Below are 13114 nucleotides of genomic sequence, written 5' to 3'. Positions count from 1 at the left end.
CCTGGGTCAAAATGTTGGGAACCGGCTCCGATGCCGGGCCGGGCTTTGTCGGTCTGGGCATCGGCATCGCCTTGGCCGTGATCCACATCGTCGGCATTCAGGTCACTGGCGTGGCGGTCAATCCGGCCCGCTCCTTTGGCCCGGCGGTGCTTGTCGGCGGGCAGGCCCTGGCGCAGCTGTGGCTGTTCTTCGTGGCCCCTGCGATCGGGGCTGTGCTGTGCGCGCTTCTCTACCGCTTCAAAATCCTGAAGGTGGGCTGACCGGCCGGGGCGTCGGCGGGATCGCCGCCGACGCCCCGGCCTCCCGTTCATCCTCGGGCGGTAGCGGCACGGAGGGCGGCTGGGGCCGAGCATTGGCTGCGGGCTTCAGCAGGCCGCCGGAGGCGATCAACTGCTCATAGGCCATATGCTGGCGCGAGACGTCCGCGCCTCGCGGGAACACCGCGTCGAAGCGGGCATCTCGCCCCACCGCCGCATTCAGGGCCAGGCCCAGGACATGGGCGATAGAACCTACCTCGGCGTCGTCGCAGGCTCGCCGCAGATGCCGCGCCTGACCCGCGATCAGCAGGGTGATGTCCCAGGCCACGCCGTCGAGGCACACGGGCGACACCGAGCCGTCACCGTAGTCGACCGTCACGTCGCGCGGCTGGTCCCACACCGCATCGCCGATCAGGGCTTTCAGCGCAGGGATTTGTTCAGAGGGCAGCTCGGCGTTGATGTCGACCCGGCGGTCGATCTCCGGCGTGCAGCACCCCTGACCTGCGCGGGCCTGGACAAAGGCGCGGCCGTCGCGGCGGGTGGTGACACGGATCACCGTCTGGCGCACCCCGCGCGAGGGCCTGGCCCAGACCTCCAGCATCATCTCGCCGCGTCGCACCAACTGGTTCTGAAGCGGCTGCAGGCCCCAGAGCCGATAGAGCAGGGGCTCGACGCCATTGGCGATGGGGATCGGCTCCTCACGGCGGCCGAGACGACGGCCATAGAGAGGATCGAGATCGGAAGACGGGCGAGGCGTCTCTGGCGACCACCAGACAGCTGGATCAGGTGGCGGCAGGTTGGGCGTAAACGGAGGCGCGGCCTGCTGGGCGGCGAGGGCCAGCCCTGCGATCAATCCAGCAAGGCTCATCGCCGTACTCCGCTACATACCTTCAATGCCCCGCTCGATGGAAAGCACCCCCGTGCGGGAAAGTTCCACCAGGCCCAGCGGGCGCATCAGGTCCAGGAACTTGTCGATCTTGGACGGCGCGCCAGATATCTCGAAGACGAAGCTCTCAAGGGTGGTGTCCACCGGCTTGGCGCGGAAGATGTCGGCGACCCGCAGGGCCTCGACCCGGTCGGCGCCCGAGCCGCGCACCTTGACCAGGGCCAGCTCACGCTCGACGCCGTTGGGGTCGCGGGTCACGTCGTGGACGCGGCGAACGCTGACCACCTTCTGAAGTTGAGCCTCGATCTGGTCCAGCACATGACGGGTGCCGCGCGTCACCACGGTGATGCGGCTGGTGTGGGCCTTGTGGTCGGTCTCGGCGACCGTGAGGCTCTCGATATTGTAGCCGCGCGCGGCGAACAGCCCGACCACGCGATGCAGCACGCCCGGTTCGTTATCGACCAGCAGGGCGAAGGTCGCGGTCTGCTCGGCTTCAGAGGCGACGGGCATGTCGTAGGCGGATCCGGAGGCGGCGGGGGCGTTGGTCATGGGGTCGTTTCTAAGCAAAGAGGGACCGAAGGGCGAGGGGCAGCTTAAACCAACCCTGCCCCAGCCTCGCCGATCACGTTCCCGATGTCCTCGACCTCGCCCATGATCATCTCGTTGTGGGCCTTGCCTGAGGGGATCATCGGCAGGCAGTTTTCGTGCTTCTCGACGCGGCAGTCAAAGACCACGACCTTGTCGCTGTTGATCATCTCCAGGATCTTGCCGTCCAGCTCGGCCGGGTCGCTGCAGCGGATGCCGACGGCGCCGTAGGCTTCGGCCAGCTTCACGAAGTCGGGCAGGCTGTCGGAATAGGAGTGGCTGTAACGCTCGCCGTGCAGCAGCTGCTGCCACTGACGGACCATGCCCATCCACTCGTTGTTGATGATGAAGATCTTGACCGGCAGGTTGAACTGGATCGCCGTCGACAGCTCCTGGATGCACATCTGGATCGAGGCTTCGCCGGCGATGTCGATGACCAAGGCGCCCGGATGGGCCATCTGCACCCCGATGGCGGCAGGCAGGCCGTAGCCCATGGTGCCCAGGCCGCCCGAGGTCATCCAGCGGTTGGGCTCCTCGAAGCGATAGAACTGCGCGGCCCACATCTGGTGCTGGCCGACCTCGGTGGTGATGTAGGTGTCGCGGCCCTTGGTCAGCTCGTACAGACGCTCGATGGCGTACTGTGGCTTGATGGTGGTTTCCGAGCCGCGATAGTTCAGGCACTGGCGAGCGCGCCAGGTGTCGATCTGGGCCCACCAGTCGCTCAGCGCGGCCTTGTTAGGCTGGTGGCCGGCGGACTTCCAGGCTGCGATCAGATCTTCAAGGATGCTGCCGGCGTCGCCGATGATCGGCAGGTCGACGCGGACGTTCTTGTTGATCGACGAGGCGTCGATATCGATGTGGATCTTCTTGGAGCCTGGCGAGAAGGCGTCCAGCCGGCCAGTGACGCGGTCGTCGAAGCGGGCGCCGACGCAGATCATCACGTCGCAGTCGTGCATGGCGTTGTTGGCTTCGAAGGTGCCGTGCATGCCCAGCATGCCCATCCAGGCTGGATCGGCGGCCGGGAAGGCGCCCAGACCCATCAGGGTCGAGGTGACCGGCGCGCCGGTCATGGCCTGGAACTCGCGCAGCAGTTCGCTGGCGCGGGGACCGGCGTTGATGACTCCGCCGCCGGTATAGAAGATCGGCCGGCGGGCGCGGGCGATCAGGGCCGCTGCCTCGGCGATGCGGCTCGGTTCGCCCTTGGTCCGTGGATTATAGGCGTGGGTCGATGAGACCTCGGTCGGGCCGTAATATTCGCCCTTGGCGAACTGGACGTCCTTGGGGATGTCGATCAGCACCGGGCCAGGTCGGCCGGTAGTGGCGATCTTGAACGCCTCATGGATGATCTGCGGCAGGTCGCGGACGTCTTTGACCAGATAGTTGTGCTTGGTGCACGAGCGGGTCATGCCGACTGTGTCGGCCTCCTGGAAGGCGTCGGTGCCGATCAGGTGCGTGGGGACCTGGCCGGTGATGACGACCATCGGAATGGAGTCCATCAGGGCGTCCATGATGCCGGTGATGGCGTTGGTGGCGCCCGGGCCCGAGGTGACCAGAACGACGCCCGGCTTGCCCGAGCTGCGCGCATAGCCCTCGGCGGCGTGGGTCGCGCCCTGCTCGTGGCGGACCAGGATGTGCTGCAGGCGAGGCTCATGGAACAATGCGTCATAGATCGGCAGGACCGCACCGCCCGGATAGCCGAACAGCACCTCGACGCCCTGGTCCACGAGGCCGCGAACCACGATCTCGGCGCCGGTCATGGCGCGTGAGGTGTCGGCGGCGGCGGGAGCCTGGCTCTCGATGGTTTGGTGGGCGGTCATGGCGGTGGTCCGTAGGGGGAAGCTGGAAGGGGAAAGCTGAAAAGAAAAAAGGTCCCGAAGGACCTTTGCGCGCGCGACTGAACTACGACGTGACTTCGAGGTCACATCGCGGACAGCCGCTCCATAAGTACGATCATGGTTTTGCGCACGAGTCTTGCTCCAAAGCTACGTGGAGGGTGATGCCATGCGCCAAAGGGGCCGTCAAGGCCGGTTTGAAGGCATGGATGTGCCCTATTGTCCCAATTCAGCCGTCCAGCGTCTCGAGCAACAGCCGCAGCGCGGCCCCCGCGAAGGCCTGCATGTTGGCCGGACGCTCGTCGCTGCCGGTTTCCAGGGTGGCGCTGACCGACGTCTCCTCGCTGACCACGGCCGTGCAGGTGTGGCCTGGCAGGTCTCCATAACGGTTGCCATCCGGGCCCGCCGCGCCAGTCTCAGACAGGCCCCAGGTTGCCTTCAAGTTCTTGCGCGCCACGCGGGCCAGCATCACGGCGTAAGGCTCACTAGCGGAACGAAGACCGTCCATGGCCTTCTGCGGAATGTCCATCAGGGTCAGCCTGGCGCGCGCCGTGTAGACCACCGCGCCGCCGACATAGAACTTCGACGCGCCCGGCACCGCCAGCAAGGCCGCCGAGATCAGGCCGCCCGAAGAGGACTCGGCGATGGCGACGGTTTCGCCCCGCGCGATCAGGCGTTCGGCGACGCGTTCGGCGAGGGCGTTCAGGTCGGACATCAGGCGTTCCTTGTCATGGGCAGGAGGGGTCAAACCCGCTCCCAGTCGGGGGTCTGGTTCCTGAACCAAGTGAGCTGACGCTTGGCGTAGCGGCGGGTTTCCTGCCGTGCGGCGTCCAGGGCCTGGTCCAGGGTCGTCTCGCCGCGCAGGTGGCTGGCCAACTCGCGATAGCCCAAGGCCTTGAGAGCAGGCAGGGCGGGGCTGAGGCCGCGGGCCTCGATGGCCGCCACTTCCCCAAGCGCCCCATTCTCGACCATCACCTCCAGGCGGGCGTCGCAACGGGCATAGAGTTCCGCGCGGGGGGGATCGAGGATCACGCCCTTCCAACTGCCAGGCGCCAGCGAGGGGCGGGTGTCGTTTTGCCAGGCGGTCAGGGATCGGCCGGTGGCCACGGCAACGGCGTGGGCGCGCAGCAGGCGCTGGCGGTCGCCGACCTCGATGCGGGTGGCGGCTTCGGGATCGAGCTTGGCCAGGTCCTCGCGAAACTCGTGCTCGCCCTGGGCGGCATAGAGCAGGCCAGAGATCTCCCGCTGGGTGTCCGACACAGCGGGCACATCAGCCAGACCATGGGTCAGGGCGCGGAAATAGAGGCCTGTGCCGCCGACCACGACGGCTGGCTTGCCGCGATGGTCGATGTCGCGCAGGGCGATCATGGCGGCTTCCAGCCATTTTCCGACCGACCAGGTCTGGGCCGCGTCGACCGTGCCGAACAGGTGATGTGGAGCCGCCGCCATTTCTTCCGGGGACGGCCCGGCGGTCAGCACTCGCAGGTCAGCATAGATCTGCATGGAGTCGGCGTTGACGATCTCGCCGCCGATTTCCTGGGCTAGACGCATGGCGAAAGCCGACTTGCCGCTTGCGGTCGGGCCAGCGATGAGTGTGATGCGAGTCTGGGACAATCTTGGGTCGAGGCCTTGGTCTCGCGGGAGGACGATCGATGACGCTTACACATCCCATGAAACAAGGTGTCGGCGCCATGGCGATGACGGTCGTGTTGACCGCCGCGCCGGGCGCGTGGGCTCAGTCCCAATCCGCGGCGCCCGCGCCTGCGACGACCGCGAGCCTGGAGGAGCGGCTGGGGTGCGGTTTCATGTTTTTGTCCGCCAGCGAGATCATCAAAGCCTATCCCGCCCTGGCGCCGGGCGTGAACGGGAATAGTGAAGGCGCGTCTGCCATGCTGAGGATGTTCGGCGCTAGCGGTGCGACCATGTTCAACGCAGCGGCGGTCGAGGCTTCGGCCCAGGGCATGGCGCCAGCGGACACGCACCGCCAAGCGCTGGGCTATCTGACCAAGGCGTTTCAAGGCGTCAAAAATTATCGAGGTTCAGAGGGCAAGGCGCGCGCCATGGCGCTTTTGAACCGCTGCGCGGCGGTGGTCGCGCCGCGATCCTGAGCAGTGCGAGGTTGACGCAAGGCGCGCGGTCCAATAGCGGCGCGTTATGCTCAGCATCACGCTCGTCACGCCCGACCCTCTCGCCCTTGTCTCGGCGCGAGACGCCGTTCGCGCCGCCTTATCGGTTGGCTCCGAAACCGTGCTGGGCGACGGGGCGCTAGACCTCTTTGCGGAAGGCGAGGCGGGAGCAACCAAGTCGGTCATCGAGGCCGCCCTGCGGGGTCTCCCCGTCGATTTCGCCGTTCAGGCCGTCGAGAACCGCAGGAAGCGCCTGCTGATCGCCGACATGGATTCCACGATCATCAACGTTGAATGCCTGGACGAGCTGGCCGACTTCGCCGGCGTGAAGGCTCAGGTCTCCGAGATCACCGAACGCGCCATGCGCGGCGAGCTTGCCTTTGAGGGCGCTCTGCGCGAGCGGGTCGGCATGCTGAGCGGCCTTTCGGTCGATGCCTTGCAGTCCTGCTACGACGACCGCGTGCGGCTGAATCCTGGCGCCGAGACCCTGGTCAAGACCATGGCCAAACACGGCGCGCGCTGCGCCTTGGTGTCGGGGGGCTTCACCTTCTTCACCAGCCGGGTCGCCGAGGCGGCGGGCTTTCATCTCAACCGCGCCAACACCCTGATCGAGGCTGACGGCAAGCTGACCGGTCGGGTCGGCGATCCGATCCTGGGCAAGGAGGCCAAGCTGGCCGCCCTGATCGAGGAGACCTCCCTGTTGGGCCTCACGCCCGCCGACGCCTTGGCGGTCGGTGACGGCGCCAATGACCTGGCGATGATCGAGGCCGCCGGCCTGGGCGTCGCCTATCGCGCCAAGCCGATCGTCGCGGCCCAGGCCCACGCCAAGGTCGATCACGCCGATCTCACGGCCTTGCTCTACTTTCAGGGCTATGTGGCTTTGGAGTTCGTCTCGTGAGCTTCCCGCGCCGCGTCGAGGCGGTGGTCTTCGACATGGACGGCCTGCTGCTGGACACCGAGATCGTCTATCGCGCCGCCATGATCGAGGCCGGGTCGATGTTTGGCATCAGTTTCACCGGCGAGGTCTATGCCTCGATCGTTGGCAAGACCAATCCTCAGAGCGCGACCCTGTTGCGCGATCTCTATGGCGAGGACTTTCCGGTCCAGGCCTATTTCGAGCGCGTCTGGAGCGACGTCGAGGATCTGCTCGAAGCCGAGACCAAGCTGAAGGCCGGCGTCATCGAGATCCTGGACTATCTGGACGACCTGGGTCTGCCGCGCGCCATCGCTACTTCCAACGGCATGGTGTCGGTCAAGAAGTATCTGGGGCGCTTCGACCTGCTGAGCCGCTTCAACGCGGTGGTCGCCAATGCCGACGTCGTTCGCCACAAACCGCACCCCGACCCCTATCTGGAAGCCGCTCGCCGTCTCGGCGTCGATCCCGCTCACTGCCTTGCGCTGGAGGATTCCCACCCCGGCGTTCGCGCGGCCCATGCCGCCGGCATGATGACGGTGATGGTGCCTGACATCCTGGATCCGAACGAAGAGATGCACGACAAGTGCGTCCACATCGCCGACAGCCTGCACGTGGTGCTGGACCTGCTGAAGGCGTCAGTCTGATCCTTTAGAGCTGTCATCCCGGCCAAGCGCGAAGCGCGCCGAGCCGGGGCCGCCGGAAGCTGTGAGCCTGTCGTGGTCAAGCGGTGCGAACCGTCTGCTCTTCCGTCTGCGCCGGAAGCTCTATCGACCAGCCGCCCAGGAACTCGGTCAGTTGGCTCAGGCCCATCGGCTTGGCGATGTGATAGCCCTGCGCAAGGTCGCAGCCCATCAATTGCAGCACGGCCAGGGCTTCGCGGGTTTCGACCCCTTCGGCAGTGACTTTCATGCCCAGGCTGTGGGCCAGGTCGACCGTGGACTTGACCAGAAGGGCGTCCTTGCCGCTCGCCTGCAGCGACATGACAAAGGCCTTGTCGATCTTCAGCTCGTCCGCGCGGATCTGTTTTAGATAGGCCAGGGACGACAGGCCCGAGCCGTAGTCGTCGATCGAGACCGGGATTCCGGCGGCGGCGAAGCGTTCCAGCACGCCCAGGGCCACGTCGGGGTTACCGATCACGGCCGTCTCGGTGATCTCGAAACACAGGCGTGCGCCCTCGCGGGTCACCTGCTCAATGGCGCGTTCGGCGAAGTCGGCATCATCGATCAGGCGGCCGGAAATGTTGACCGACATCAGCACGTCGTGACCGGCCGCGTGCAGGACCTTCTGGTCGGCGATGGCCTGGGTCAGGACGCAGTCGGTCAGGGCGCGGATGTGGCCGGTCTCCTCGGCCATGCCGACGAAGAGGTCCGGACGCATCAGGCCGCGAGTGGGGTGGTTCCAGCGGACCAAGGCCTCGACCCCGGTGATCTGGCCGGTGCGCAGATCGAGCTTCGGCTGGTGGTTGAGGAACATGGCGCCAGTGGCGACCGCGTCCAGCATCTCGCTCATCAGCGAGAGGTTCCCCGCCGGATCGCCATAGGCCACGGGGTCGAACACCATCACCTTGCGGTTCGCGGCGCGGGCCTGGTCCAGGGCGATCAGGGCCTGCTCGATCAGGCGCGGCGCATCCAGACCGCCGGCGGTGGTGGTGGCGGCCAAGCCGTGGCTAAGGTGGACATCGACCCGTTCGCCGCCGACCCGGATCGGCCGTTCCAGGTCATTCACCACCAGGTCGATCAGCGGCAACAGAGCGGCCAAGTCGGTAACGTCGGAGACGACACAGAGGGTCGAAGTTGTCAGGCGTCCCACCAGCAGGCCTGGGCTGATGGCCATGATCCGCTCGCCCAGATCGGCGATAAGCTGGGTCGCCAGACCATAGCCGATGGCCGCTCGCATGAAGGGGAAGCGGTCCAGGCCCACGGCGCTGATGATTACCTGCTCGCCGTCGGCGCCCTTGGCCAGACGGTCGGTGATCTCGCGCTCGAGAGCCCGACGGTTGGGCAGGCCGGTCTCTTCGTCATGAAGGGCCTGATGGATCATCTTGGCTTCGCGATCGCGGATCTCCGAGGCCATCAGGTTGAAGCTGTCGGCCAGACGGCCGATCTCGTCGTGGGTCTGGACCTCGACATGAACGTCCTCGCCGCGCTGCAGGCGGCGGGCGGCGTCGTCAAGGGCGGCGATCGGGCGGGCCAAGCTCCGCGACAGCGCCCAGCTGGCGGCGACCACCAGGGCTGCGCCGATCAGGCCGGCGATGATCACGGCGGCGAACAGGGGCCGATAGGGCGCCATGGCTTGGGCCATGGGATAGCGCAGGACCAGCGCCGCCGCGCCGTCATGGCTGAGGGACTTGAGCGGTTTGACCAGCACCAGGTTGTCCGCGCCGCCGGCTTTCAGCAGGCCGGGCTCGTAGGCCTTGGCGCGCAGGGCCGTATCGACATAGAGGCCGATCCGTTCGGGGTCGAAGCCTGTGTCGGTGGTGATCCACCTGTCGCCCCGCCGGTCGAAGACCTGAGCGTCGAGATTGATGGCCGACAGGCGTTCCAGCGCCCGCATTTCGCGGTCGTCCAGCCGGGCGGCGAACACGATCCAGCCGTTCAGGGTCGGGGCCATGATCGGGGCGGAGATCACCTGATAGGGGGCCTTGTCGATAACGAAGACGCCCAGAGCGCCGTCCTCGGCGTCGAGCGCCGTCCACAGCTTTTCGATGTCCAGCTTGGCGGGATCGACGCCCACGACGTCGCCATCGACCCCGACCACGAAAGCCAGGTCCAGGCCCAGCCGCTGGCGCAGGTTGGCGACGGCGGACTCGACGGTAGGCGCATCGTGGGTGGCGACCGCGGCGCGGAAGCCGAAGTCACGCGACAGCAGATCGGCGCCGTCGCGCAGGCGTTGGGTGCGCAGGGCCCAGACGCGGTCGAAAACCGTGCCGCTGGCCGCCAGCCCCTTGCGCACCGTCTGCTGGGCGTTGCCGGCGATGGCCAGATAGACCGTCACCGCGACCAGGCTCAGCGCCAGGGCGAAGAGCCCGGCGTAGAGAACGGTCAGCTTGGTCTGAAGGCGGTTGAACACGGCTGGTCTCAATGGTGCGCCGTCGGCGCGCGCAGATCGATGGTGACGGTTTCACGCGCCGATGCGCCGCCCATGGACGTCAGGGGCAGAGTCTTTTCATTCTCCGGCGCGCGCAGATACGGATGCCAGACGCGAACCACGACAGGACCGGCGGGCAAATCGGCGATGACGGCCACGCCCGAGGCGTCGCTCTTGGCCGCATAGGCGGTATCGACCACCTTGATGAAGCCGATCATCCGGTCGTGGATGTTGCAGCCGATAGCGGCCACGCCGACGGCGGGCAGCTTGACGGTGCGGTTCTCTTCGCGGCCGTAGAGCTTCAGCTCGAACTTGTTGCCGGCCGAGAACGAATAGACGTGGTGGCGCACCTTATCGAGGTTGGGGAAAGTCACCTCGGCGCCTGCCGACACGATCAGCACGAAGGGCGAAAACTGGATGTTCTGCTGCTGAACGCGGTAGGGCCAAGGGAACTTGATCGGTCCGCGCGTGGGTTGGCCATCTGGATTGACCGTCACGACCGCGTCGGGAACGGGCTTGCCGTCCGCGCCGCGAACGGTGACGGTCAGGCTGCCCGCCAAGGCGCTGCCGCTCATCAGCGCAACCATGAGAAGTGCCGCGATGAGTTTCATGCTGAACACCTAACGGCTTTCAAATGAAATCGGCGTTAACATCAGTGTTGCAACGCGGCATTTCAAGTGTTGATGCGGTTAACCTGGAAAGGTTCTGTAAAGTCTTCTGAACGAACCTCTGGATCTGGACATCGAGACGGGCAGGCGCGCGTCGGATCGGCGACGGGGGCGACATGCGGCTTCACCTTGCGAGAACTCTTGGCCTGGCGACCGTTCTGGTCGGGACGCTCGGCTGGGCGAGCGGCGCGGCCGCGGCGGAGATCGACGCCGGTGGCAAGTTGCTGCTGACCGGCGGCGTCAGTTCGCTGGAAGGCGGAGCGGGCGGAGGTTTGGCGACCTGGGGCGTCATCGCCGGCAACGAGACCAATAGTGGCGTCGGCGGGAAGGTCCATGCGACCTATGTCGATGTCTCCGACTACAAGCTGCGCGCCGCGGGGGCCGCCATCGGCTTCCACGACAGGGTCGAACTGTCGATCGCTCGTCAGGAGTTCGACACCGGCGCTACGGGCGCCAAGCTAGGCCTGGGCAAGGGCTTCACCTTCAAACAGGACATCGTCGGCGCAAAGCTGCGGGTGCTGGGCGACGTTGTCTACGAGCAGGACAGTTGGGTTCCGCAGGTCTCGGTCGGCGCGCAGTACAAGAAGAACAATCAGGGCGCCATCGTCCGCGCTGTCGGCGGCAAGAAGGACAGCGGCGTGGACTACTACGTGGCCGCCACCAAGCTTCTGCTCGACCACAGTCTGGTGCTGAGCGGCGCTGTGCGTCTGACCAAGGCCAACCAGACCGGCCTGCTGGGCTTCGGCGGCGACAAGAACGACAGCTACAAGGCCCAGTTCGAGGGCTCGGCCGGCCTGCTGCTCAGCAAACGCCTGGCTGTCGGCGCCGAGTACCGCACCAAGCCCAGCAATCTGGGCTTCGCCAAGGAGGACGACTGGGTCGACCTCTTCGCCGCCTACGCGATCAACAGGACGGTGTCGGTGACGGCCGCCTATGTCGATCTGGGCGACATCGCCACGTTCAAGGATCAGCGCGGGGTCTATATCTCGCTGCAGGCTGGCTTCTAGGAGCGCGCATCATGCGTCATTTCACCAAGAGCGCGGCCCTGGCCGCCGTCATCACCCTCGGTCTCACCGGCGCCGCCCTGGCCCAGGACCCCGTACCGCCCGGCGAGAAGCCGGTCGATCCCTATGCGCAATCCAACGCCAACGCCGGCGCCAGGCCGATGGACGACACCAAGGTCTTCGGGGCGTTTCACGGCAAGGATGGTCTGACACGGATCGCCGCCGACACGGTCGATCGCAGCCTCGCCGATCCGCGCATCAAGGATGTCTTCGCCACCACCGACGTGCCCCGCCTGAAGCGCACACTGGCCGAGCAGTTCTGCTACGTGCTGGGCGGTGGCTGCGCCTATACCGGCCGCGACATGGCGTCGGTGCACAAGGACATGGGCGTCACCAACAAGGACTTCAACGCCCTGGTCGAGAACCTGCAATGGGCGATGGAGAAGGAAGGCGTGCCTTTCTTCGCGCAGAACAAGCTGCTGGCCAAGCTGGCTCCGATGCAGCGCGGCGTGGTCGAGCGGTAATCCAATTACCGCTCTCCCCGGCGAATGCCGGGGTCCAGATCGAGCCCCGGGGAATGCTGTCGCCTTTGCTAGACCAAACGGCGCGTCATCCCCAGACGCTCAGGCTGAATCTGCGTCCCGGCTTTCGCCGGGAAGAGCGGGGTGGGGTGCTACTTGGCTCCCGGAACAGTTTCCGCGTATCGCGGCCAGTTGCCCGCCAACTCGTTCACCACGACACCCCCGACCTTGAAGGCCGCGTCGAGCGAGGACTGCAGGGCCGGCACGCCGGTGTGCTCGCCCAGCAGGTTGGTCGCCGCATCGCCGCCGGGCGGCTGGGTCGTGTAGTTGCTGGCCGTGCGCAGCACCAGCACACGCCTAGGGTCGGAGCGACCCGCGCGGCCAAGGGCGTCGATGGCGGCCAGGACGCCGGTGTCTTCCATGCCAGTCATCACGAAGCCGTCCCGGTCGCCAGTCCAGTAGTCGGCCCACGCCTCGTAGTGCTGGTTGAGGATCGCGCCATGCCAGAAGGCTTGGCCGCTGACCTCGTCGCCCTTCAGCACCATCGGCGGTGTCTGGGCCTTGGGCAGGCCGATATAGGGCGCGCGCAGGGCCTTCAGGGCTTCGTTGTCGGGGATCGCCGCGTCGCGGGTCAGGTCGAAGGCCCAGTCGCGAAGGGCCATGTTGAGCGGGAAGAGGTTCTCGCTGTCCGCCTCTGGCGGCCCCTCATACGGAGCCTTGCGTTGGAAAGGGATCTGGCCGATCGCCCAGGTCTTCGGCATCTCGCGCGGATCGATATTGTAGCCGAAGTCGCTGTCGATGACCGCTCCGATCCAGGCGGCCGAGCCGACCGAGCCCTGGTTCGGGTTGACCCCGGCTATGGCCGCAACCAGCCAGTAGGCCTTGGAGAGGTCGAAGCGCGGATCCAGGCCCAGCGCCATGGTCGAGATCGCCGCGCGATTGGTGCCCATGCTTGTGGAGAGCAGCAGCACCTTGCGTGTGGGGTCGTAGCGAAGGTCGCGAAAGCCGGTCTTGAACGGGATCTTTTGCGGCATGACCTGCGCCCAGGCCTGGAACTCGCCGGCCTTGTCGCCGGTGTCCTCGCCAATCTCGAAGGCGGTCACCACCACCACTCGAACTTCCAGGGGGGCGGCGAGGGCGGGCGCGGCCATCAGGCTGGCAAACAGGCAGGCGAGGATCGCGAGATGGCGCATGGGCTTCCCCGGACAGAAAAAGGGCCGCGAGAGAATCTC

General features: G+C 66.4%; 14 protein-coding genes. 6 read left to right on the top strand and 8 right to left on the bottom strand.

The annotated features are described in order from the left end of the window. Window positions 1-11 precede the first annotated feature (11 nt). A complete protein-coding gene (locus tag ACP69S_RS07435; RefSeq protein ID WP_425995936.1) occupies window positions 12-260 on the top strand; it encodes an aquaporin in 249 nt (82 codons plus the stop codon). On the opposite strand, the gene ACP69S_RS07430 is transcribed toward ACP69S_RS07435, so the two are convergent. The 5 genes from ACP69S_RS07430 to miaA form a co-directional block, all read right to left on the bottom strand. Continuing rightward, window positions 238-1125: a hypothetical protein gene (locus tag ACP69S_RS07430; RefSeq protein WP_425995935.1), complete on the bottom strand. Its 888-nt coding sequence runs from the start codon at window positions 1123-1125 to the stop codon at window positions 238-240. The genes ACP69S_RS07435 and ACP69S_RS07430 overlap by 23 nt on opposite strands. Window positions 1126-1137: 12 nt before the next feature. Beyond that, complete coding sequence (gene ilvN / locus ACP69S_RS07425; RefSeq protein ID WP_425995934.1) at window positions 1138-1692, bottom strand: acetolactate synthase small subunit; 555 nt, start codon at window positions 1690-1692, stop codon at window positions 1138-1140. Window positions 1693-1736: 44 nt separating this feature from the next. Continuing rightward, the gene (locus ACP69S_RS07420; RefSeq protein WP_425995933.1) at window positions 1737-3545 is read right to left on the bottom strand and encodes an acetolactate synthase 3 large subunit; all 1809 of its coding nucleotides are present in this window, start codon (window positions 3543-3545) and stop codon (window positions 1737-1739) included. 244 nt (window positions 3546-3789) lie between these two features. Further along, window positions 3790-4275, bottom strand: a complete 486-nt coding sequence (locus ACP69S_RS07415) for a CinA family protein (protein ID WP_425995932.1) — start codon at window positions 4273-4275, stop codon at window positions 3790-3792. Between the two features lie 29 nt (window positions 4276-4304). After that, on the bottom strand, window positions 4305-5174 hold the full coding sequence (miaA, locus tag ACP69S_RS07410; RefSeq protein ID WP_425995931.1) for a tRNA (adenosine(37)-N6)-dimethylallyltransferase MiaA: 870 nt from the start codon (window positions 5172-5174) through the stop codon (window positions 4305-4307). Between the two features lie 38 nt (window positions 5175-5212). Between miaA and ACP69S_RS07405 the strand changes: the two genes are divergently transcribed. The 3 genes from ACP69S_RS07405 to ACP69S_RS07395 are packed head-to-tail and all read left to right on the top strand — an operon-like array spanning window position 5213 to window position 7246. Further along, window positions 5213-5668, top strand: coding sequence for a hypothetical protein (locus ACP69S_RS07405; protein ID WP_425995930.1), 456 nt, complete (start codon window positions 5213-5215; stop codon window positions 5666-5668). A gap of 46 nt (window positions 5669-5714) precedes the next feature. Further along, window positions 5715-6584, top strand: coding sequence for a phosphoserine phosphatase SerB (gene serB / locus ACP69S_RS07400; RefSeq protein WP_425995929.1), 870 nt, complete (start codon window positions 5715-5717; stop codon window positions 6582-6584). Then, a complete protein-coding gene (locus ACP69S_RS07395; RefSeq protein ID WP_425995928.1) occupies window positions 6581-7246 on the top strand; it encodes an HAD family hydrolase in 666 nt (221 codons plus the stop codon). The genes serB and ACP69S_RS07395 overlap by 4 nt, the downstream gene beginning before the upstream one ends. A gap of 76 nt (window positions 7247-7322) precedes the next feature. Here the strand turns inward: ACP69S_RS07395 and ACP69S_RS07390 are convergent, their stop codons facing one another. Both ACP69S_RS07390 and ACP69S_RS07385 read right to left on the bottom strand, forming a co-directional pair. Further along, window positions 7323-9671: an EAL domain-containing protein gene (locus ACP69S_RS07390; protein WP_425995927.1), complete on the bottom strand. Its 2349-nt coding sequence runs from the start codon at window positions 9669-9671 to the stop codon at window positions 7323-7325. 8 nt (window positions 9672-9679) lie between these two features. Next, on the bottom strand, window positions 9680-10300 hold the full coding sequence (locus ACP69S_RS07385; RefSeq protein WP_425995926.1) for a methylamine utilization protein: 621 nt from the start codon (window positions 10298-10300) through the stop codon (window positions 9680-9682). A gap of 173 nt (window positions 10301-10473) precedes the next feature. Here ACP69S_RS07385 and ACP69S_RS07380 point away from each other — a divergent pair, with 173 nt between their 5' ends. Together ACP69S_RS07380 and ACP69S_RS07375 are read left to right on the top strand one after the other, a co-directional pair. Then, window positions 10474-11364, top strand: a complete 891-nt coding sequence (locus tag ACP69S_RS07380; RefSeq protein ID WP_425995925.1) for a DUF3034 family protein — start codon at window positions 10474-10476, stop codon at window positions 11362-11364. 11 nt (window positions 11365-11375) lie between these two features. Further along, a complete protein-coding gene (locus ACP69S_RS07375; protein ID WP_425995924.1) occupies window positions 11376-11885 on the top strand; it encodes a group I truncated hemoglobin in 510 nt (169 codons plus the stop codon). A 149-nt stretch (window positions 11886-12034) separates the two neighbouring features. Here ACP69S_RS07375 and ACP69S_RS07370 read toward each other — a convergent pair whose 3' ends face one another. After that, window positions 12035-13075: a purine nucleoside permease gene (locus tag ACP69S_RS07370; RefSeq protein WP_425995923.1), complete on the bottom strand. Its 1041-nt coding sequence runs from the start codon at window positions 13073-13075 to the stop codon at window positions 12035-12037. Window positions 13076-13114 lie beyond the last annotated feature (39 nt).

It is taken from the genome of Caulobacter sp. DWR1-3-2b1 (assembly GCF_049895765.1).
Classification (GTDB): domain Bacteria; phylum Pseudomonadota; class Alphaproteobacteria; order Caulobacterales; family Caulobacteraceae; genus Caulobacter.
Note: the sequence above shows the minus strand (reverse complement) of the source record. Positions and strands in the feature narration are given on the sequence as shown.